Source organism: Streptomyces sp. NPDC050988 (assembly GCF_044456225.1).
Classification (GTDB): domain Bacteria; phylum Actinomycetota; class Actinomycetes; order Streptomycetales; family Streptomycetaceae; genus Streptomyces.
The window spans coordinates 1-21,113 of record NZ_JBITFQ010000047.1 but is presented as its reverse complement, the minus strand read 5'-3'; the positions used below and the strand labels follow the sequence as shown (position 1 = coordinate 21,113).

The following is a 21,113-nucleotide window of genomic DNA, read 5'->3' as shown; positions in this document are numbered from 1 at the left end:
GATACGTGAGCGGGCTTCCGCTCGCACCACGCACCGGGTAAGGCCGAAATTAGGCAGATCAGGTGAAGCGGCCGATGGCCGTGGGTGAACGGAGGGTGAACCCCTGCCGTCAGTGCGGTGAGGTCACGGAACGCTCACGGGTAGAACACGTGAGGGTCCCGACTACCGGAACCACCTCCTTCGGAAGCATCACTCCCCTCTTCCGCCCGCTTCTCACCGCCCCATCCCCTCCTCCCACCCCTCCACCCGCCCCGCGGACCCGGCCCTCCCATGGCCGAAAATCGGCGGCGCCGAGCAGTCACCTCCGCGATTCCCCGAGCCCGCCCGTGGAACCCGCCGGACCGTGGACCCGTCTCGTTCCACGGGAACAACGGGAGGCGCGCATGCAACGGCGTACGTTCATAAGTGGCGGCGCCGCGCTCGCGGCGACGGCGGTTTCGGCCGCGTGCAGCAGCGGCACGGGCGGCACCGGCGGGGGTTCCGGGCCGCGGTCGGGTGAGGGGGCCCGTACGTCAGGCACACCACTGGAGTCGACGAGCACCGCGGCCGACCTCAAGGCCCTGGCGCGGGATCTGGACGGCCCCCTGGTCCGCCCGGGCGAGGCCGACTGGGCGGCGGCCCGCCAGCTCTACAACACCCGCTTCGACTCGCTCGAACCGACGGCAGTCGCGTACGTCGCCCACGCCGAGGACATCCGTACGACACTCGCGTACGCCCGGGCCCGCTCCGTCCCCGTCTCGATCCGCAACGGCGGCCACTCGTACGCGGGCTGGTCCTCGGGCGACGGCCGGCTGATCCTCGACATCTCGAAGCTCTCCAAGGTCCGGGCCTCCGGCGACGAGGCCGTGGTCGGCGCGGGAGCCAAGCTGATCGACGTCTACCGCGCGCTGGCCGCGAAGGGCGTCACGATCCCGGCCGGCTCCTGCCCGACGGTGGGCGTCTCCGGCCTGACGCTGGGCGGCGGCCACGGCGTCGTGTCCCGTGCCTACGGCCTGACGTGCGACAGCCTCACCCAGGCAACTCTGCTGACGGCGGCCGGAAAGCAGCTCACCGCGAGCGCGACCGAGAACAAGGACCTCTTCTGGGCCCTGCGCGGCGCGGGCAACGGCAACTTCGGCGTTGTCACCGAACTCCGCTTCAAGACCCACCCGGCGCCGCAGGGTGTCGCGGCGTACATGTCCTGGCCGTGGTCCAGGGCCGCCGCCGTCCTCGGTGCCTGGCAGGAGTGGGGCCCCGACCAGCCCGACGAGATCTGGTCCTCGTGCCACTTCGAGAACGCGGCCGGCGGCACGCCCACGGTCTCCGTCTCGGCCTTCTCCCTGGGCACGTACGGCGAACTCCAGAACGCGGTGGACCGCCTCGCCGACAGCATCGGCGCCTCCGCCCGCAGCGTCTCCCTCAAGCGCCGCTCCTACGAGGAGTCGATGGAGGTGTACGCGGGCTGCTCGACCTTCCCGGACGACGCCCAGTGCCACCTCCCGGGCGCGACACCGGGCCGCTCCCCCCAGGGCGCCCTGGGCCGCGAAACGTACGCGGGCCGCTCGGACTTCTTCGACCGCTCGATCTCGGCGGCGGGCATCCAGACCCTCCTCGCCCAGATATCGGGGGTCCGGGGCGGCACGGGCAGCATCGCCCTGACCGCCCTGGGCGGCGCGATCAACAGAATCGACCCCACGGCAACGGCCTTCGTCCACCGCCGCTCCCGCATGCTGGCCCAGTACATCGCCGCCTGGCGCCCGGGCACCTCCGGCACGACATCCAACTCCTGGCTGACCCAGGCCCACACAGCAATGAAGCCGCACGCCTCAGGCGCGGCCTACCAGAACTACACGGACCCAACCCTCACCAACTGGCGCCAGGCGTACTACGGCCAGGCGGCCCCCCGCCTGAAAACCCTGAAGAGGAAGTACGACCCGGAGACCTTCTTCAAGTTCCCGCAAGCTCTGTAGCGAGGGCCAGGGCCCACTTACCCAGGGGCGCGGGCAACGGCGCAGTCTTTGGCTTTCAGGGGCGCGGGCAACGGCGCAGTCCTTGGCTTCTAGGGGCGCGGGGAACTGCGCAATCTTTTAGGGGCGCGGGGAACTGCGCGACCAGCCCCCACCGGGCGCGCACCCGGAAATGAACGCCAGAAGCCCCCCACCTACGCCGCCAGATCCCTCTCCTCCGCCTCAACCTCACTACGAGCCCCAGGAATCACTTTCCCCCGCTCCCCGGCGGAGCCACCGGCCCGAACCAACCACCCCACCCGAGGCGACCTCTCCACCGCAGCCACAACCGGCGTGAGCAAAGCCATCGCAAGCGGCGAAAGCAGCAGAACCACCGCGGTCCCAAGCGCAAAGCCACCGATGACATCAGTCGGATAGTGCACGCCCATATAAACCCGGCAGAACCCGCCGAACAGACCCAGCACTATCCCCACGAGCCCGAACCTCCGATTCGCGACGAACAGCCCGACCCCCATCGCCATCATGAGAGTCGCGTGATCGCTCACGAACGAAAAGTCGCTCTTGCCGCCGATAAGAACATCCAGCCCGTCATGGTCGACAAAAGGCCGGGGCCGCTCCACAAATCCCCGTATCGGCACATTCACGAGTACGGCGATGCCGGCGGCGAGCGGCGCCCAGATCAGCGCGGCGACGGACGAGGCGGCGTCCTCGCCACCCCGCTTCCGCACGGTGAGCCAGCACCAGAGCACCAGCATCACCATGGCGAGCAGGAGCCCCCACTCGCCCACGAACTCCATGACGCGGTCGAACCAGTGCGGCGCGTCTTTGGCGAGACCATTGATGTCGTAGAGCAAGTCAACGTCAGGGTTCGAACCGGATTCGGCGAGTCCAGCCATGGTGCAACGGCCCCTTCGTCATCTTCTTCCCGACGCACCCACCGGGTGCGCCGCGCCATCAACCCCCGTCGTCGGCTACGAGAACAGGAACGCACACTCCCCTTCCATACGTTCCACCCTCCACCGAATGATCACTCAGACGTTATCGAAGAGAGATACATCGCCGCAGCTCAGGGGAGGGTTTCACACAGAGGTGGGCAACGCTTTCGCGCCATCTTCGGTGACCCGGGTCGCCCCGAAGTAGTCGGGGGTGTCGATCGGGTCGAACCGGATCACGGCACCCGGCCGAGGCGCGTCGATCATGTATCCGCCGCCCACGTAGATCCCGACGTGCCGGATGGCCCGGGAGTTGGTGAGGTCGTCCGAGAAGAACACCAGATCCCCGGGCAGCAGCTCGTCCCGGTTCGGGTGCGGCCCGGCGTTGTACTGATCGTTGGCGACCCGGGGCAGCGTGATCCCCACACTCTCGTACGCGGCCTTGGTCAGCCCCGAACAGTCAAAACGTCCGCCCTGGTCAGCGGTACCGTTCCCGCCCCAGAGATACAGCGTCCCCAGTTTCTTCTGGGCGTAGTAAATGGCCCCGGCGGCCTGCTTGGAGGGGTCGACCCGGGTGACCGGAGCGGCGAAGCTCTCCTCCAGTGTCGTGATCGTCTTCACATAGTTCTGCGTTTCCTTGTACGGCGGTACGCCCCCGTACTTGATGACGGCGTACGCCCCCGCGTTGTACGCGGCGAGCATGTTCTGCGTCGGGTCTCCGGGCGCGTCCTTCACGTACTTCGCAAGTGTGCAGTCGTACTTCGCGGCCGATGGAATCGCGTCATTCGGATCCCATACGTCGCGGTCGCCGTCCCCGTCGCCGTCGATTCCGTGCGTCGCCCACGTTCCCGGGATGAATTGCGCTATCCCCTGCGCGGCGGCCGGGCTCTTGGCGTCGGGATTGAACCCGCTCTCCTGGTACAGCTGCGCGGCGAGAAGTGCGGGATTGATGGCGGTGCACAGATTGCCCCACTTCTGCACGAGCGCCTGGTACGCGGCCGGTACGGCCCCCTTGGCCAGGCCACGGGCCCCCTGCCCCACACCGTTGGCGAGGTTCCCGGCGACCATGTAGACCCCGACGACCAGCACCATGACGAAGCTGAGCCCCGCCCCCGCGGCGACGGTCACCACGATCCACGCCTTACGCACCGTCAACCGCCCTCCGCAGCTCCGTAATTGGCCCACGTCAGTCTAGGAGCTTCCCACCCTGAACCCGGCGCAACCGACGCTTTGGTAGCCGCCGGAGCTCACCCTGACGTCGCCTCCCCGTACAACGCGGCTGCCTCGCCCCCGAACACCACGCTGTACGACACGTCATCGGTGCTGCCGCCCTGCTGGAACCCACCCAGCACCCCGACAACCCGCCCCTCCGCATCGATCCACGGACTCCCACTGGTACCCCCGCTGTACCCGGGACACTCGATGCGCTGCTGGCTGCCGCCGTAGGCGGTGGAGATGTTCGTACAAGACACGGGCGTCTCGCGCGCCTTGGGATACCCCACGACGGTGACGACCCGCCCCACCGGACTCAACCCCCGCCCGGCGACAAGCCGATTACCCCCGACAAGGTCCTCGACCTCCTCCCCACCCCGGGAGACAACACGAGCGAACGCCACATCACTGTCTTGGTCCTGCCGCCCCTTCCACCCGTCCCCGACATAGGTCCGCGCCACGGCCCACGTCCCGTACGGCGCCTGCCCGTCCCGATATCCAGGCACGAACGCAATGCCCCCACTCCCACTCCCACTCCCGGTCAGACAGTGAGCGGCAGTGACGATGAGATCCCGCCCCTCGCTGTGCACGACGGAGGCGGTGCAGTAGTGCGCCCCACCCCTGACAAGCACTCCGACCCGCGCGTTCTCGGCGCTCGCAGGAGCCGTCGTCGTAACACCGAGCGGTTCGGGCGTACGCACCCGCGTATGCGCCGCAGCCACGGGAACCGACCCGGTGGCCAGCAGCGCGACGGCGACGAGGAAGGGGAGACGGGTGGGGCGCTTCATCGGAGGAAGCATTGCCAGGCGGGGTGAGAGAAACGCCTGGCCTCACCTGAGAATCCTGTATGAACCGGGTCAGCGAAACGGTCCCCGACTCCTACGTGCCGGTACGTCGCCCGGCACGCGGCGAATCGCCGTACAGGGGGAACCGGTCTGTGGCGACCTCGAAGCCGAGCGGCGCAGGCAGCGGCACGGATTCGCCGAACTTGCCGGGCAGCACGTCCTGATAGGCGCCGTTGTCCGGGCGGGTGTGCAGGGCCCAGGTGCCCTTGCGGGGGTCGACGACGAGGAGGACGGGGACACGGGCGACCGCGTACCAGTCGGCCTTGTCCCTGATCTCCCTGGATTTCTCGGACTGGGAGATGACTTCCACCGCGAGTACCGCATCCTCAGGAGTAGCCAGCCAATCGTCGTCTTCCCCCCACTCGATGGGCAGAACGATCAGGTCCGGCGTGACGTAGTCGTCGGGATCTTCCCGCACGGCGATCGAGGACACCTGGTACGCGCCCAGCGCTTCAGGCAGAACCATGTTGAGCTGCCGACACAGACGCTGCACCACACCCACGTGCCTCCCATGCCGTGGCGGGGACATCACGAGCTTTCCTCCCACGATCTGCACGCGCAGCCCCGTCGCGTCCTCGATCCCCTTGGCGATCTCACGCAGATTCCCCGGCCGAGGCCGAAGACGCACCCAGGCTTCGGGCGCTACCGTCATGACTCGCTGCTCGACCTCTGACACGCCACTTCCTCGTTCGCCTTCTGAGAGACCGGCATCACCCTAGGTCCCCCGACTGACACTCGGCCCACAGCAGCTTCCCGCCCCGGTCTCCGCCCAGCGCGTAGGCGCCCCACGTGTCCGCACACGCCCGTACGAGGTGCAGCCCGCGCCCGTTCTCCGACATGTCCGGCGGTACGACACCGGGGGCGTCGAACCCCCGCGGGACGGTCGGGTCGGAGTCCCACACCCCGATCCGCAACCGCCCGGACTCGGCGGCGCGCAGACGCAGGGCGTACGGACCGTCGGTATGGAGATGGGCGTTGGCGAGCAGCTCGGCGGCGAGCAGCTCCGCCGTGGGGGCGAGTTGGGCGAGGTCGTGAGCGGCGAGGACGGTTCGCAGGGTCGCGCGGGCGATGCCCGGGGCTCGGGGATCGTGCGGGAGTTGAAGGGTGTAGGCCCAGGACGGGGATACGGTTGCCATCGGAAGTCTCCGATCACGGAGGGGAGTTGGACGGTTGCCCAGTGACCACGGCCGCTCCGTCGAGCGGGGTACTTCTGAGCGGGGCGCCTGACAATCAAGGTAGCGGCAGAAGTTATATTCTTCACCGGGTAGCGGTGAAGAATAGGCACAACCATCCGTGTGGGTGACTTACAGCACGGAAGATCGAGGAGCATCGCCGTGCGGACCAACCCGACAGGACGTCAACTCCGACTGGGGGCCGAGCTGCGCAAGTTGCGCGAACAAGCAGGCCTGACGTCAACGGCGGCTGCTCAACTCCTCGGCATGCCGCAAGCTCAGGTCAGCAACATGGAGACCGGCCGGCTCGGTGTCAGTGCAGAGCGCGTGCGCACTTTGGCCTGCCAGTACGAATGCTCGGACAAAGCCCTGGTGGAAGCCATCGTGGGGCTGGTTGGTGGCCGCAAGCACGGCTGGTGGGAGACGTACCGCGAGATCCTGCCCGGCCCGCTGCTCGACCTGGCCGAACTGGAGCACAACGCCCAGTCACTGCGCACCACCGTCACGGCACGCATCCCTGGCCTGCTCCAGACCGTCGATCACGCCCGGGAGATCTTCCGGCAAGCAGTAAGCGAACTCTCTCCACCGGACATCGAGCACCGCGTCTCGTTCCGCATCAAGCGCCAAGAGGTGTTGTACCGGGACGACCCCACTCCGTACGAGGCGATCATCCACGAGGCTGCCCTACGGATGAAGATCGGCGGGTCGGCAGGGTCCCAACAGCAGCTCAAGCATCTGCTCGACGCGAGCGAGCGGGAGCACATCACCCTGCGCGCCATCACGTTCGAGGACGGCGCCTACCCCGGATCGGGCCAGTCCATCTTCTACGCGCACGGCCCAGTGCCCGAGCTCGACACAGTGCACTTGGACCAGTCTCACGGCCTCACGTTCCTGGACGCCGAGGCCCAACTGCGTAAGTACCGGCACCTCTTCGAGAAGTTGAACGCCGTCGCTCTCTCACCCGACAGGACCCGCGACCTCATCCACGCCGTGATCCACGACCTCTAAGGAACTCCCGTGACTCCGCACGCCTGGCAGAAGTCGTCCTACTGCTCCGAGGGCGACTCATGCATACACATGGCCTCCACCGGCAAAGCCATCCATCTCACCGAAAGCGGCGACGCAACCCACTCCATACTCGGGGCCACCCCCAAAGCCTTCGCCGCCCTCATCCACGTACTCAAAGAGAACCCGGCCCATGTCTGACATCCCCACGAACCTCACCTGGGAACGCGCGGCCCCGCCGGAGGCGACCGGCCCGGGCCCCTGGATCGAGCTGGCCTTCGGCGACAACGACCTCGTCTACATCCGCGAGACCAGCGACCCGGACACCGTCGTCACGACCACCCAGAAGAAGTGGGACGCCTTCGTACTCGGCGTACAGGCAGGCGAGTTCGACCACTTCGTGGAGGGTGTGGAGGGTATGGGGGGCATGGAGGACGGGTCACCCTAGACCCGGCCTCACTCCGACTCGGCCCCGGTGTACGCCGCAGTCGTCCGGTCGGCCCGCGCCCGTGCGACCTCCTCCGCCTCACCGTCGGAGACACTCGCCGCGTACCAGGCCTCGCTGCTCAGGGTGACGAACCGGAGGCCCTCCTCGGTGGCGAACCAGGCCATGGCCTCCTCGGGGTTGACGGCCTCGCCGGTGGACAGGTGCAGGGTGAGGCCGATGAGGGCCATGTCCCAGCCGACGCCGACGGCTCCGGGGCCGAACTGCGCCCACTTCTCGTCGTCGTCGGGGGCGATGTGATCGAGTTCGAAGCGCGTGCCGCCGTCCGCCTCGGGGATCAGCTGCAGCTCGATCCAGGTGACGTTCCCGTCGAACTCCCAGGTCGCGGTGAAGCCTCGCGGCGGGTCGCAGCTCTCGACGGTGCCGTTGGCGTTGCCCTGCAGCTGGTACTTGCCGCCGACGCGGAGGTCGCCGGTGACGGGCAGGAACCAGCGCGGGATGCGCTCGGGGTTGGTGCAGGCGTCCCAGAGGTCCTCGACGGTCGAGTCGTACGTCTGACTCAAGGTCACCACGTGTCCTTCGCCGGCCTCGATGACACGGCTGCCGACGCGGCGCCGCACGGCGTTGATCTGGTGGGTGACGTCGATCATGGGGTGCTCCTCTGCTGTACGGGGTCGTCGCCGCCGGAGTCGCCATCGCGGCCGCGGTCGCGTTCGCGGAGCCGGCGCTCGCGCTTGCCCCGGGCCAGTTCGGTGGCCAGGGCGTCCAGGTGGGGGGTCCAGAAGTGCCGGAAGCGGGCCAGCCACGCGTCGATGTCGCGCAACGGGTCGGAGTTCACGGCGTAGAGCCGCCGGGTCCCCTCCGGCCGGACCGTGGCGAAGCCGTTCTCCCGCAGCACCTTCAGATGCTGCGAGACGCCCGGCTGCGATATGCCGAACTCCTCCCTGATGACCTCCGAGACGGCCCCGGAACTCATCTCACCGTCGGCGAGCAGCTCAAGGATCCGGCGGCGTACGGGATCCCCGAGTACGTCGAATGCGTGCACGGCATCAATGTATCACTGCTTGCTTATATAAGCGCGAGCGGATAGAGGGCCGGCTCTGGCACCGCAGGTGACACCCCGCCACATCCCCACCCCCCGCGCCGGGTTAGCCTCTCCCCAGCGCAAAACGGGCGGCGTCTACTCACCAGGAGACGTACGACCCGGAGAACATCGGCACGACGGACCGGCGCACATGGGACGGGGTCGGGCTCGATGGGCGGGCGGAGTGGGTCGACGCCCGGGGTGAGCCGGATAAGAGGGGCTAACGACGGAACCACACCACAGGTTCCGGTTCGACTTCCGGTTCCACTTCATTGCCCGGCGTGACCTGCCGTGATACACAGAGTGACGATACGCCTCCCCGTATACCGACCCCCGCTCCCGTCAGGGCCCCGCGAGGGCCGGTGACAAGGGATCCGTACGAAACCCGCCAATCAATGACGCCAAGTCGACATGCGACAGCGCCATTGTCGGCGACAATGGCCCTGACCTCTGCGCAGAGTGGCAGGGGGTGCAGAACAACCCACAAGGGGCGGTGACTTACATGCTTTTCGCAGCCGAAAAGGGCGACATCAACACCATCATCGGCGGGATTGCCCCGGACTGGGGCCCCTTCGGCAGCCTGGGCAACGAGGCGCGGGTAATGATCGAGGTCGTGATGGCGGTCGCCATCCTGCTGTGCCTCGGCATCGCGATCTGGGGCGCGGCGAAGCAACGCATCGGCGCGACGGCCCTCCGCGACACCTTCAGTGCCGAACAAGGCAAGGGCCTCATCGTCGCGGGTCTCACCGGAGTCTTCATCATCGGTTCCCTCGGCACTGTCTTCACCATCGTGTACGGCATGGCCGTCTAGGCGGCCGCCGGCTCGGCGTCCTCAGACCCGGCCGGGCACGCCCGGTCTCCCCCTACCCACCCGTCCGTCGTGCCCACCGGCTGAGGTTGCGTTTCCCTGATGTCGAGTCACCACACCGCGCCCGCGCTGAAGCCAGCGCGGCTACCGTCGTATTACGCGGTTCAGCAAGAGGTTGAGGGGGCGTACGCGGCATGAGTCTCGGCGACGAGCACGGAGCGCGCGGCGACGACGGCGGATACGGGGGCACCGGCCAGACCCGCACACGGCTCCCCGACAGTGCCGGTGACGTCTACGGCGGTGCCCGACGCGGCGGCCGTTCGTCGTCCCGCAGTCTCGTCACGGTGGTGGGAGTCGTGGTGCTCCTGATTGCCGCCATCGCCTTCGCGAACCGTGGTGGCGGTGATTCCGGCTCGGACGAGGCGGGGGGCGACAAGACGAAGTCGGCACCGACGGCGGCCTCCGGCGAGCGGCCCGTGGACACGAAGGCGGCCGGGATTCCGTCCGGGTACGCGCACAACGAGCAGGGTGCGCAGAGCGCGGCGGCCAACTACACGGTGGCGCTGGGATCCGACGGCATGTTCAACACCGCCAAGAGGCACGAGATCGTGCAGGCGGTCGCTGATCCCGGTGCACTGGATCAGCTCCAGTCCGGGTTCGACGCGGACTACTCGGCGGACTTCCTGAAGAAGATCGGCCTCGACGAGGAAGGCGCTGCGCCCTCAGGCACCACGTTCGTCAACCGGACGCTGCCGGTGGGCACCAAGGTCACTTCGCACAGCGCCGACGCGGCCACCGTCGAAGTCTGGTGCAACAGCCTCTTCGGGCTCACCGGGGACGCGTCGACCAATCCAGTGACCAACGGCTGGTTCACCGTGACCATGAAGCTGAACTGGGCCAGTGGCGACTGGAAGGTCCTGGAGACCAGCCAGAAGACCGGCCCAACCCCCGTCAACGGAGACAACCCCGTCTCCGGGACGGACGAGATCGGCAAGGCGGTCGAGGAGTTCGGAGGGTTCACGTATGCCCGGTAGCCCGCAGCGCGCGCTCAAGCTCACCGGCGTCGTAGCAGCCGTACAGACCACCGTCGTGCTGCTGGCCTCACAGGCCTACGCGGCTCCGACGCCAACACCAACGCCCTCTGACGATCCCTGCTCACTGATCGCCGGCCCGGCCAAGGAATACTGCGAACGCGGCAGCGCCGACAAGGGCGACACCACCCCGCCCGGCGTCGCCGACACCCTCGACCCCCTCGCCTCCCTAGCCAAGGGCTGCGCGAAGGCCGCCTCCTGGACCATCGACAAGCTCAGTGACGCCGTCCAGAACACGGCGACCGTCGACTTCACGAACACCACGTTCCTGCAGCAGTACGCGGTCGTCTTCGCCGCGTCGACGATCCTGACCCTCCTCCTGTGGCTGCTCGCGGTGGCCAAGCGGGCCGTGCGAGGTGTCCCCCTCAGCACGGCCATCGGCGAGGCCATCGGGTTCCTCTGGCTGACGGTGCTGGCGTCGGCCTTCACCCCGCTGATCCTCTACACCGTCGTGTCCGCGACCGACGGCATCGCCGAGGTCCTCGCCAAGACCACCGGCAACCAGACGGACACGTTCTTCGGCAACTTCTCCGGCGCCCTGAACAAGGGCACCGACATCGGCGGCGGCCCGATCATGCTGATCGTCGTGTCGCTCGTGTCGATCCTCGCCGCGGGCGTCCTGTGGCTGGAGCTCGTGATCCGCGCCGCCCTCCTCTACGTGGGCGCGCTCCTCGGCACCGTCGTCTACGCGGGCCTGGTCGACAAGAACCTCTGGGGCCACGTCCGCCGCTGGGCGGGCATCATGATCGCCGTCATCCTCGTCAAACCGGTGATCGTGATCGTGCTGGGCCTGGCCGGCGCCCTCTCCGCCGAGGACGGACCCGACGCGTTCTCCGCCGTCGTCTCCGGCCTCGCCATCATCCTGCTCGCCATCTTCGCGAGCGCGATGATCTACCGCTTCGTACCGGGCTTCGGCGACGAGATCGCCGGCTCCCGCAACAACCGCATCATGCAGGGCGCCGAAGGCAAGGCCGCGGCCGTCATCAGCTCGCCCGCCACCCTCGTCGCCCAGGGCATCAAGACCCACAGCGCCCGGGCCGACAACAACGGCGGCGGAGGCGGAGGCGGCGGAGGCCGCCCCTCCAACCCCGTCTCCGGCGGCGTCGCCGCCCACAGCTCACGCGGCGGCTCGGGCGGGGGCGGCGGCGGATCTGTCCCCTCCGCCGCACCCCCACCACGCAGCAGCCCGGTGAACACCCCCCACGCAAGCAACACACGCAACAGCAACAGCAACAACCGCACGGGAGGTGAAGGGCGTTGACGACTGATTCTCATGCGGCCCACGTGTCCCATCCAGTCACGCCCCGCCGGACATATCTGATCGGCCGCGCCCGGCCGAACGCGATCGTCGGCCGCAACCGCGAATCCGGCGAGATCGCGCTGATCATCGTGGGCGCGTTCCTCGGCATGATGTCCGGTCTGATCGTCCCCGTGCTCTCCCTGCGCATCGTGGCCCTCGTGGGCTTCCCGATGCTGGCACTGGCCGCGGTGTACGTGCCGTACAAGCGGCGGACCTTCTACAAGTGGTTCGAGATCAACCGCAGTTACAAGCGCAGCCTGCGCCAGGGCACCGCCTACCGCAGCAAGGTCATGGAGTCCGGCACGCGCATCGACGGCCGCGAGGTCGAGGTCGGCCCCCCGCCCGGCATCGGACGGATCACCTGGCTCGCCGCGCCCTTCGGCCCGGACGAGATCGCCGTCCTCCTGCACGCAGACCGGAAAACCGTCACTGCGGCCATCGAGATCGAGGGCCCCGGCGTCGGTCTCCGCGACAGCGAGGACCAGGAAACCCTCGTCGACCGCTTCGGCACCCTCCTCAAGCACGTCGCGAACGGCGACGGCTTCGTCACCCGCCTCCAGATGCTCGCCCGTACGCTCCCCGCCGACCCGGACGCCCACGCCAAGGACGTCGTCGTACGCGGCGACGAGAAGGCCCCCGCCTGGCTGCAGCAGTCGTACGACCAACTCCAGTCCATGGTGTCGACGAGCAGCGAACAGCACCGCGCCTACCTCGTCGCCTGCATGCACTACTCCCGCGAACTCGCCGCCGAGGGCCACGCGATGGCCCGCGCCGCACGCCCGCAGGGCGGCAAGAAGCTCGACCGCGACTCCGGACTCGCCGTCGTCATGGCCCGCGAGCTCACCGACATCTGCTCACGCCTCCAGGAGGCCGACATCCGGGTGCGCCAGCCCCTCGGACAGGGCAGGCTCTCCTCCCTCGTACATTCGATGTACGACCCGGACCACCCCATCGACCACATCCAGGCGATGACCAAGCGCAACGCCTGGCCGGCCGAGCTGGACGCCATGGAGCCCACCTACCTCCAGGCCAAGACCCGCGAGTCCTCCACTCGCGCCCCCTGGTGCCACTCCACGGCCTGGGTGAAGGAATGGCCGATGACCCCGGTGGGCGTCAACTTCCTCGCCCCGCTGCTCGTCCACACCCCCGACGTGATCCGCACGGTCGCCGTCACGATGGACCTCGAACCCACCGAGGTCGCCATCGAGCGGATGCTCACCGAGAAGACGAACGACGACGCCGAGGCCAGCCGCCAGGCCAAGATGAACCGCACCGTCGACCCCCGCGACGTCGCCTCGCACAACCGCATGGACCAGCGCGGCGAGGACCTCGCGAGCGGCGCGGCCGGCGTCAACCTCGTCGGCTACATCACCGTCTCCTCCCGCAACCCCGAAGCCCTCGCCCGCGACAAGCGGACCATAAGGGCCTCGGCCGGCAAGTCGTACCTGAAGCTGGAATGGTGCGACCGAGAGCACCACCGCGCCTTCGTGAACACACTCCCGTTCGCCACCGGCATCCGAAGGTAGGGCTGAGTACTGATGCGGGATCCGCTGTCCGTCCTCACCGAGGCCTTCACGTCCTTCCTCTTCGGCAAGGTCGAGACGACCCGCCCACCGGTGCGCACCTCCACCGGCCAGGCCCAGGCCGTCTACCTGCCGACCGCGGCCCCCGGCCTCGGCGACTCCGGCGTCATCATCGGCCGCGAGGTCTACTCCGGGAAGGGCTACATCTACGACCCCTTCCAGCTGTACGGACAGCAGCTCCCGGCACCCCACTGGCTGGTCCTCGGAGAGTCCGGCAACGGCAAGTCGGCCCTTGAGAAGACGTACGTCCTGCGGCAGTTGAGGTTCAAGGACCGGCAGGTCGTCGTGCTCGACGCACAGGGCGAGGACGGCGACGGCGAATGGAACCTCATCGCCCGGCAGCTGGGTATAACCCCCATCCGGCTCGACCCGACCGCCGCCCTGGACATGGGAATCCGGCTCAACCCGCTCGACCCCGCGATCACCACGACCGGACAGCTCGCCCTGCTCCGGACGATCATCGAGGTCGCGATGGGCCACGGCCTGGACGAGCGCTCGGGCTTCGCGCTCAAGGTCGCGCACGCCTACGTCAACGAGACGATCGTCGAGCGCCAGCCCGTACTGACGGACATCGTCGAGCAACTCCGCCACCCCGAACCGGAGTCGGCGGAGGCGATGAACGTCGCCATAGACGACGTACGGGCCTGGGGCCTGGACGTCGCCCTCGTCATCGACCGCCTCGTCGACGGTGACCTGCGCGGCATGTTCGACGGCCCGACGACGGTCGGCATCGACCTCGACGCCCCGCTCATCGTCTTCGACCTGTCCCACATCGACCGCAACTCCATCGCCATGCCGATCCTCATGGCGATCGTCGGCGTGTGGCTGGAGCACACCTGGATCCGCCCCGACCGGAAGAAGCGCATCTTCCTCGTCGAGGAGGCCTGGCACATCATCAACAGCCCGTTCGTGGCCCAGCTGTTCCAGCGCCTGCTGAAGTTCGGCCGACGGCTGGGGCTGTCGTTCGTGGCGGTGGTCCACCACCTGAGCGACGTGGTCGACGGGGCGGCGGCGAAGGAAGCGGCGGCGATCCTGAAAATGGCCTCGACCAGGACGATCTACGCCCAGAAGGCGGACGAGGCGAGGTCGACGGGACGGGTGCTGGGTCTGCCCAGGTGGGCCGTGGAGATCATCCCCACCCTGACCCCCGGCATCGCCGTCTGGGACGTCAACGGCAACGTCCAGGTCGTCAAACACCTGATCACCGAGACCGAACGCCCCCTCGTCTTCACCGACCGCGCCATGACGGAGTCGTCGGCCGACCACCTGGCGGACGACGCCCTGCGGGCCGCCGAGCTGGAGGCCGAGGAACGCGCGGCGGCGTTCATGGAGCAACACCTGAGCGATCTCGACGACTCGTCCGAGTCCACGGTGGCGTAGAGGAGCGGCCCGAGATGAGACCGGACGAGCGCGACCGCCACCGCGGCGGCGAAGGCGGCATCCCCGACGGACTGCTGGTCGGTGTCCTGGCCTTCGTCCTCGGCATGACCGTCATGGTGTGGACGGCGACCGGCCTGTCCGGCCTCTTCACCCACGGCTCCTGGCCCGCCGAGGTCACCTTCCGCCGTACGCCCCTGGCCATGCGCCAACTCGTCGAGACCCCCCACGACATCGCCGCCGCCTGGCCGGAAACCCCGGACACCCAACTCTCCGGGTACGGCCTCTTCTGGGGCCTGTTCATCGGCCAGCTGATGGTGCTGCTGGTCCTGACGGTATTCGTCATGGGAACGGCGGCGAGGTGGCGGGCGGGGAGGGCCAGGCGGAGGGCGCAGGCGCTGGCCGCTACGGCAGAGCCGGACCTTCTGTCCAAGGACGAGCCTCGCGAGGTTCCTCGGAGCCGGGCGGCGGAGCGGCCGGGAGTGGAACATCCGGCAGCGGAGCGACCGGGAGTAGAGCATCCGGCGGTGGAACGACCCGCAGCCGCACACCACCACCCGGCACACCCGCCGGTCGAGCACGCGACTGCGCCGCAGCCGGCGGCGGACTATCCCTCGGCGGACCCGGTCCGGGCGGCGGAGCCGCCGCTGGAATCGGTTCCTGTGGCAACTGACGGTGAACGGGCGGGTGGGTGGGAAAGCCCCGTACCGGCACCGCGCGGCCCCGTCATCCTCGGCCCACCCGAGACCCGCCACCCCCTCGCCGTCCAGGCGATCCGGGACGCCGACGGCCCGGCCCTCGTCATCACCTCCAACCCCACCCTCTGGTCGGACACGAAGGACGCCCGCGCGAAACTGGGCCCCGTCCTCCTCTACGACCCCTCCCACCTCTGCGACACCCCGGCCCGCCTCCACTGGTCCCCCTCCACCGGCTGCGAGAACAAGGACACCGCAGGGGCCCGCGCGGCAGCGCTCCTCGCCCCGGTCCGCCCCACCGCGAAGATCGACCAGACCGTCGCCGACACCGCCGAGACCCTCCTGCGCAGCTACCTCCACGCCGCCGCCGTGGACGGCCGCACCATCCGCCACGTCCACCGCTGGGCGCAGGGCACCCAGGTCCAGGAAGCCGTACGCATCCTCCGTACGAACCCCAAGGCCGCCGCCGGCTCCGCGGGCGAACTCGAGGCCACCCTCACCTCACACCCCGAACGCCGGGACATCGCCCAGGAGTTGACGGCCCGGGCACTCTCCGCCCTCTTCACGGTCAACGTCCGAGACGCCTGCACACCAAACCGAACCGACAGCCTCACCCTGGATTCCTTCGTCGACGAAGGGGGCACGCTTTATGTGGTCGGTGAACCCATCGAGGACCCCAGGGCGAATCCCGGCGCGATGCCCCTGCTGACGGCCCTCGCCTCAAGCGTGGTCGAGCGCGGCCGGCGCATGGCCGAACGGTCATCCTCCGGTCGCCTCGACCCACCACTCACCCTCGTCCTGGACGACGTGGCGGCGGTGGCCCCGCTCCCCCAGCTCCCGGAACTCCTGTCCGCGAGCACGGGAACCGGCGCGGGCGGCCCGGACCGAGGCCTCCCCGTCCTGGCCCTCCTCCGCTCCCGCGAACAGGCCCGCTCCCGCTGGCCCCACCACGAACTCCCGGTGTAGGTCCCCGTGTAGGTCCGGGTAACTCACCGCCCCCTAGGGCCGCTTGAACACGAACTCCAGCTCCCGCGCGCCCGGATCCCCGGGCACCGGAACACTCTCCCCCGTGGGCACGAACCCGAACCTCCGGTAGAAGGCCTCGGCCCGCCCGTTCCGCTCGTCCACGAACAACCGCACCCGCTCCACCCCGGCGACCTCCCACGCCCACTCCAGGGCGTACGCGAAGAGCCGCTCGGTGAGCCCCCGCCCCCGCACCTCCGGCCGCACATAGACGGCCACGAGATGCCCCTGGCGTACGTCGCTCACATCCCCGAGCGCACCCTGGGCACCCGCCTCCTCGACGAGCACGACCACCGACCCGACCCACCGCCCGTCGGGCGCCACGGCCACCACCTGCTGCCGCTCACGCACACCCTCGGCGGCCCCGGCCGTCCGCTCCCGCCAGAAGCTGTCAGGCCGGCCCACGGCAGCCTCGTACGTCTCCAGAAAGGCGAGGTGCGCCACCGGATCCCGGAGCGCGGCCAGCCGCAGCTCCTTCGCCGCGGGCCACTCGTCGGCACGTATCGAACGCACCACATGGTCCGCCGCCGAGGCATCGACACGGTCATCAGAACGAACATCGGGGCTCATGAGGGTCACCGTAATACCGGGGTACTACACCCTTCACCTCATATCCCGCCGTCGTCCGACGCCCCCGGCCACCCGCCCGGCCGACCATCGAAGACATGATTACGGCCTCCGAACTGACCAAACGCTACGGCGACAAGACCGTCGTCTCCGACCTCACCTTCACGGTCCGGCCGGGCACGGTCACCGGCTTCCTCGGCCCCAACGGCGCCGGCAAGTCCACGACCATGCGGATGATCCTCGGCCTGGACGCCCCGACCCGCGGCACCGCGACGGTCGGCGGCCACGCGTACGCCGGCCACCCCGCACCCCTCCACGAGGTCGGCGCGCTCCTGGAGGCCCGCTCGGTCCACCCGGGCCGCACGGCCCACCACCACCTGGTCGCCCTCGCCCTCACCCACGGCATCCCCAGGAGCCGCGTCGACCACGTCCTGGGCCTCACCGGCCTGACCGACGTGGCCGGACGGCGGGTCAAGGGCTTCTCCCTCGGCATGGGCCAACGCCTCGGCATCGCGGCCGCGTTGCTCGGCGACCCGGCCACCGTGATCCTCGACGAACCGGTCAACGGCCTCGACCCCGAGGGTGTCCTGTGGATCCGCAACCTCCTCAAGTCCCTTGCGGCAGAAGGCCGTACGGTCTTCGTCTCCTCCCACCTGATGAGCGAGATGGCCCTGACAGCCGAGCACCTGATCATCATCGGCAGGGGCCGCCTGCTCGCCGACACGATGGTCGACACGTTCGTACGCGAATCGGGCGCGGGCACGATCAAGGTGGTCACCCCGGAAGCAGGCCTGCTCACCCAACTCCTCGCCGCCCCGGACGTGGACGTGTCGAGCTCCACCCCCGGAACCCTCGAAATCAGCGGAACGGACGCCGAACACATCGGCCGCACCGCCGCCGCCCACGGCATCCCCCTCTTCGAACTCACCCCGCACGCCGCCTCGTTGGAGAAGGCCTTCATGGACCTGACCCGCGACTCCCTCGAATACGCAGCCCACTTGGAGCCGGCATGACCACCCTCGCCCTCACCCCGTCCCGCATCCTGCACTCCGAATGGCACAAGCTGTGGACGGTCCGCTCCACCTGGATCATGCTGACCGCCGCGACCGCCGTGACCCTCGCCATCGGCATCGGGATGAGCGCGTCGTACGAGGGAGGCGGCGACGACACAGCGCGCTTCGACCCCGTCCAGTTCCTGCTCTTCGGCACGCAGTTCTCGCAGATCTTCCTGGCCGTCATCGCGGTCCTGTTCATCGCGGGCGAGTACGGCACGGGGATGATCCGCTCCACGATGGTGGCCGTACCGCGCCGCCTCCCGGTCCTCTGGTCCAAGGCGGGCGTGGTCACCGCGGTCGTCTTCACCACCACCCTGGCCACGTTCCTAGTCACCTTTTCCGCGGGCCAGCTCTTCCTCGACGGCACGGACCAAGAACTCTCCCTCACCGACCCGGGCGTCCTCGGCACCCTCCTCGGCAGCGCGGCGGGCCTGACCGCCCTGGCCCTCATCGGCCTGGGCCTGGGCGCCCTGCTCCGCTCGGTCCCCGGCGGCATCACCGCCTTCATCGGAGGCGTCACCGTCCTCCCGGAGGTCCTCAGGATGTTCCCGTACGACGTCATGGACAGCGCCTCCAAGTACTTCCCCGGCAGGGCCGCCGAGGGCCTGATGACCCTCCACCACTCCTCCGACTACGCGGCCACGGGCCCCGCCCTCCTCGCCCTCACCCTGTGGACGGCGGCGATCCTGGGCGCCGCGGCCCTGCTCCTCAAACGACGGGACGTATGACCAACTCCCGTACCACCGGCTCTCGTACGAGGATGGAACCGTGACCGAGACACGGGACCGGCCCCAGAACTGGCACCGGAACTGGCACGGGAACTGGCTGCGCAGAGCCCGCGACCAGAGCCACCGCGACCGCGCCCGCCGGGACCAGGCCTGGCGCGACCAGTCCTGGCGGGGCTGGTCACCGGACGGCGCCCGCCAACAGCCCGCCACCCGCCAGATCCACCGCCTCAGCCACCGGGTGCGCGCCTTCGACCGACGCCACCCGCTGCTGTGGGACCTCCTGCTCACGGGCTTCTTCGTGACCGCCGCCCTCAACGACTTCCTGGGCGGCGGCTGGCGGAACATCAACGCGAACCCGGACGTACCACCGACCTGGCTGCTCACCACACTGACGCTGGGCTTCTCCGTCCCCCTGCTGTGGCGCCGCACCCGTCCCGTCACGGTCCTCCTGGTGATGTTGCCGCTCGCCCTGGCCAACGCCTGGACCGGCGCCGACCTCCAGGCGAGCCTGACCCTACTCGTCGTCACCTTCAACATCGCGGTGCACACCCGCCTGCGCACCCTGCTCTGCTCCTACGCCCTGATCCTGGTGCCGATCGTCGTCGACGGCCTCCGCTATCCCGCCGAGCAGGGTGCCGACCAGAGCATCGTCCCGCAGATGACCCGGCTCGCCATGGTGGCCATCGTCGGCATCTCCTTCCGCACCCGGCAGGAGTACCTCGCCTCCCTCGTCGAACGCGCCGCCCAACTGGAGATCGAACGCGACCAGCAGGCCCGCCTCGCCACCGCCGCCGAACGCACCCGCATAGCCCGCGAGATGCACGACATCATCGGTCACAACCTCTCGGTCATCACGAGCCTCGCGGACGGCGGTTCGTACGCGGCCGCCAAGAACCCCGAACGAGCCGCCCAGGCCCTCACCGCCATCGGCACAACCAGCCGCCAGGCCCTGGGCGAACTCCGCCGCCTCCTGGACGTACTACGCACGGATCCCTCAGGAACAAGGCCGCCAGGAGCCGAACCCCTGGGACTTGACCACCTTGGACCCCTTGGACCCCCGGGAGTGGAGATGGCCCCCCAGCCCTCCCTCACCGACCTGAACCACCTCATAGAAGGCGTACGTTCCGCCGGCCTCCCCGTCCGCACCACCATCCACGGCCAGGCCACCGCCCTCCCGCCGGGCCGCCAGCTCGCCGTCTACCGAGTCATCCAGGAAGCCCTGACGAACACCCTCAAGCACGGCGGCCCCGACGCGACCTCGACGGTCTCGGTGTCGTACGGGAACGGGGGCGCCGTGACCGCGACGGTGACCGACACCGGCCGCGGAGGCACAGGCCAGAGCAACGGCGCCGGGGGCCGCGGCCTCACCGGAATGCGCGAACGAACTGCCTTGTACGGCGGCACACTTGAGTCCGGCCCGCTCCCGGACCACGGCTGGCGCGTCCACCTTCACCTACCGGAGGAAACCCCGCAGTGACCACCGTGCTCATCGTCGACGACCAGCCGCTGCAGCGCTTCGGCTTCCGCATGCTCCTGGAGAGCCAGGACGACATGACGGTCGTGGGCGAGGCCTCCAACGGCAGCGAGGCGATCCGCATGACGGCCGAACTCCACCCGGACGTCGCCCTAATGGACATCCGCATGCCCGGCCTAGACGGCATCGAGGCGACCCGCCGCATCGTCTCCTCCGGGGACCGCACCCGCGTCCTCATCCTCACCACGTTCGACCTGGACGAGTACGCGTACGCCGGCCTGCGGGCGGGCGCCTCCGGCTTCCTCATCAAGGACGCCCAGCCCGAGGAACTCCTCGCCGGCATCCGCGCGGTGGCCACGGGCGACGCGGTCGTCGCCCCGAGCCTCACCCGCCGCCTCCTCGACGCCTACGCCGAACACCTCCCCACTCCGGGCCCGGCAACGACCCCCGGCCAGGACCCACGCCTCGTCTCCCTCACGGACCGCGAGCGCGAAATCCTGACGGTCGTCGGCCAGGGCTGGACGAACACAGAGATATCCACCCGCCTCCACCTCGCCGAATCAACGGTGAAGACCCACGTGAGCCGCATCCTCGCGAAGACGGGCTCCCGAGACCGCATCCAAGCGGTGATCCTGGCGTACGACACAAGATTGGTGGAGCCGTCCTAAAACCCTTGAACGCAAGAAAGCCCCCGCACCGAAGTGCGGGGGCTTTCTGCAATATTTGTTCGGCGGTGTCCTACTCTCCCACAGGGTCCCCCCTGCAGTACCA

22 protein-coding genes are annotated in these 21,113 nt (G+C 69.0%); 14 read left to right on the top strand and 8 right to left on the bottom strand.

What is annotated here, in order from left to right; all coding sequences use genetic code 11:
- The first annotated feature begins 383 nt into the window (after positions 1-383).
- A complete protein-coding gene (locus ACIBEI_RS47170) occupies positions 384-1,949 on the top strand; it encodes an FAD-binding oxidoreductase (protein WP_398897448.1) in 1,566 nt (521 codons plus the stop codon).
- A gap of 191 nt (positions 1,950-2,140) precedes the next feature.
- On the opposite strand, the gene ACIBEI_RS47165 is transcribed toward ACIBEI_RS47170, so the two are convergent.
- The 5 genes from ACIBEI_RS47165 to ACIBEI_RS47145 all read right to left on the bottom strand — a co-directional run bounded on the left by ACIBEI_RS47165 (position 2,141) and on the right by ACIBEI_RS47145 (position 6,071).
- A complete protein-coding gene (locus ACIBEI_RS47165) occupies positions 2,141-2,842 on the bottom strand; it encodes a phosphatase PAP2 family protein (RefSeq protein ID WP_398897446.1) in 702 nt (233 codons plus the stop codon).
- A gap of 183 nt (positions 2,843-3,025) precedes the next feature.
- A complete protein-coding gene (locus ACIBEI_RS47160; protein ID WP_398897444.1) occupies positions 3,026-4,033 on the bottom strand; it encodes an NlpC/P60 family protein in 1,008 nt (335 codons plus the stop codon).
- Between the two features lie 92 nt (positions 4,034-4,125).
- On the bottom strand, positions 4,126-4,878 hold the full coding sequence (locus ACIBEI_RS47155; protein WP_398897442.1) for a trypsin-like serine peptidase: 753 nt from the start codon (positions 4,876-4,878) through the stop codon (positions 4,126-4,128).
- A gap of 91 nt (positions 4,879-4,969) precedes the next feature.
- Complete coding sequence (locus ACIBEI_RS47150; protein ID WP_398897440.1) at positions 4,970-5,587, bottom strand: Uma2 family endonuclease; 618 nt, start codon at positions 5,585-5,587, stop codon at positions 4,970-4,972.
- A 58-nt stretch (positions 5,588-5,645) separates the two neighbouring features.
- Complete coding sequence (locus ACIBEI_RS47145) at positions 5,646-6,071, bottom strand: ATP-binding protein (protein WP_398897438.1); 426 nt, start codon at positions 6,069-6,071, stop codon at positions 5,646-5,648.
- Positions 6,072-6,269: 198 nt separating this feature from the next.
- On the opposite strand from ACIBEI_RS47145, the gene ACIBEI_RS47140 reads away from it, so the two are divergent.
- The 3 genes from ACIBEI_RS47140 (at position 6,270) to ACIBEI_RS47130 (ending at position 7,560) form a co-directional block, all read left to right on the top strand.
- Positions 6,270-7,115 carry a helix-turn-helix domain-containing protein gene (locus ACIBEI_RS47140; RefSeq protein WP_398897436.1) on the top strand — a complete coding sequence of 282 codons (846 nt, stop codon included), beginning with the start codon at positions 6,270-6,272 and terminating at the stop codon, positions 7,113-7,115.
- Positions 7,116-7,184: 69 nt separating this feature from the next.
- Positions 7,185-7,313, top strand: coding sequence for a hypothetical protein (locus ACIBEI_RS47135; RefSeq protein ID WP_398897536.1), 129 nt, complete (start codon positions 7,185-7,187; stop codon positions 7,311-7,313).
- Entirely contained in the window at positions 7,306-7,560 is a 255-nt protein-coding gene (locus ACIBEI_RS47130) for a DUF397 domain-containing protein (RefSeq protein WP_398897434.1), read from the top strand. Before ACIBEI_RS47135 ends, ACIBEI_RS47130 begins: the two co-directional genes overlap by 8 nt.
- An 8-nt stretch (positions 7,561-7,568) precedes the next feature.
- On the opposite strand, the gene ACIBEI_RS47125 is transcribed toward ACIBEI_RS47130, so the two are convergent.
- Positions 7,569-8,207, bottom strand: coding sequence for an SRPBCC domain-containing protein (locus tag ACIBEI_RS47125; RefSeq protein WP_398897432.1), 639 nt, complete (start codon positions 8,205-8,207; stop codon positions 7,569-7,571).
- Positions 8,204-8,602 (bottom strand): ArsR/SmtB family transcription factor, encoded by a 399-nt coding sequence (locus ACIBEI_RS47120; protein WP_398897430.1) that lies wholly within the window; start codon positions 8,600-8,602, stop codon positions 8,204-8,206. The genes ACIBEI_RS47125 and ACIBEI_RS47120 overlap by 4 nt, the downstream gene beginning before the upstream one ends.
- Positions 8,603-9,143: 541 nt before the next feature.
- Between ACIBEI_RS47120 and ACIBEI_RS47115 the strand changes: the two genes are divergently transcribed.
- The 6 genes from ACIBEI_RS47115 (at position 9,144) to ACIBEI_RS47090 (ending at position 16,461) form a co-directional block, all read left to right on the top strand.
- A complete protein-coding gene (locus ACIBEI_RS47115) occupies positions 9,144-9,452 on the top strand; it encodes a hypothetical protein (RefSeq protein WP_055613376.1) in 309 nt (102 codons plus the stop codon).
- 191 nt (positions 9,453-9,643) lie between these two features.
- Entirely contained in the window at positions 9,644-10,483 is an 840-nt protein-coding gene (locus tag ACIBEI_RS47110) for a hypothetical protein (RefSeq protein ID WP_398897428.1), read from the top strand.
- The gene (locus ACIBEI_RS47105) at positions 10,473-11,801 is read left to right on the top strand and encodes a hypothetical protein (RefSeq protein ID WP_398897426.1); all 1,329 of its coding nucleotides are present in this window, start codon (positions 10,473-10,475) and stop codon (positions 11,799-11,801) included. Before ACIBEI_RS47110 ends, ACIBEI_RS47105 begins: the two co-directional genes overlap by 11 nt.
- A 23-nt stretch (positions 11,802-11,824) precedes the next feature.
- The gene (locus ACIBEI_RS47100) at positions 11,825-13,366 is read left to right on the top strand and encodes an SCO6880 family protein (RefSeq protein ID WP_398897424.1); all 1,542 of its coding nucleotides are present in this window, start codon (positions 11,825-11,827) and stop codon (positions 13,364-13,366) included.
- A 12-nt stretch (positions 13,367-13,378) separates the two neighbouring features.
- Positions 13,379-14,803: an ATP-binding protein gene (locus ACIBEI_RS47095; protein ID WP_200396816.1), complete on the top strand. Its 1,425-nt coding sequence runs from the start codon at positions 13,379-13,381 to the stop codon at positions 14,801-14,803.
- A gap of 14 nt (positions 14,804-14,817) precedes the next feature.
- Positions 14,818-16,461: a type IV secretory system conjugative DNA transfer family protein gene (locus ACIBEI_RS47090; protein WP_398897422.1), complete on the top strand. Its 1,644-nt coding sequence runs from the start codon at positions 14,818-14,820 to the stop codon at positions 16,459-16,461.
- 33 nt (positions 16,462-16,494) lie between these two features.
- On the opposite strand, the gene ACIBEI_RS47085 is transcribed toward ACIBEI_RS47090, so the two are convergent.
- Positions 16,495-17,088, bottom strand: coding sequence for a GNAT family N-acetyltransferase (locus ACIBEI_RS47085; RefSeq protein ID WP_398897421.1), 594 nt, complete (start codon positions 17,086-17,088; stop codon positions 16,495-16,497).
- 95 nt (positions 17,089-17,183) lie between these two features.
- Here ACIBEI_RS47085 and ACIBEI_RS47080 point away from each other — a divergent pair, with 95 nt between their 5' ends.
- The 4 genes from ACIBEI_RS47080 to ACIBEI_RS47065 all read left to right on the top strand — a co-directional run bounded on the left by ACIBEI_RS47080 (position 17,184) and on the right by ACIBEI_RS47065 (position 21,010).
- Entirely contained in the window at positions 17,184-18,098 is a 915-nt protein-coding gene (locus ACIBEI_RS47080) for an ATP-binding cassette domain-containing protein (protein WP_398897420.1), read from the top strand.
- Positions 18,095-18,868: an ABC transporter permease gene (locus ACIBEI_RS47075; protein WP_398897419.1), complete on the top strand. Its 774-nt coding sequence runs from the start codon at positions 18,095-18,097 to the stop codon at positions 18,866-18,868. The genes ACIBEI_RS47080 and ACIBEI_RS47075 overlap by 4 nt, the downstream gene beginning before the upstream one ends.
- A gap of 217 nt (positions 18,869-19,085) precedes the next feature.
- Positions 19,086-20,345, top strand: a complete 1,260-nt coding sequence (locus tag ACIBEI_RS47070; protein WP_398897533.1) for a sensor histidine kinase — start codon at positions 19,086-19,088, stop codon at positions 20,343-20,345.
- On the top strand, positions 20,342-21,010 hold the full coding sequence (locus ACIBEI_RS47065; protein WP_398897418.1) for a response regulator: 669 nt from the start codon (positions 20,342-20,344) through the stop codon (positions 21,008-21,010). The genes ACIBEI_RS47070 and ACIBEI_RS47065 overlap by 4 nt, the downstream gene beginning before the upstream one ends.
- Positions 21,011-21,113: the final 103 nt, after the last annotated feature.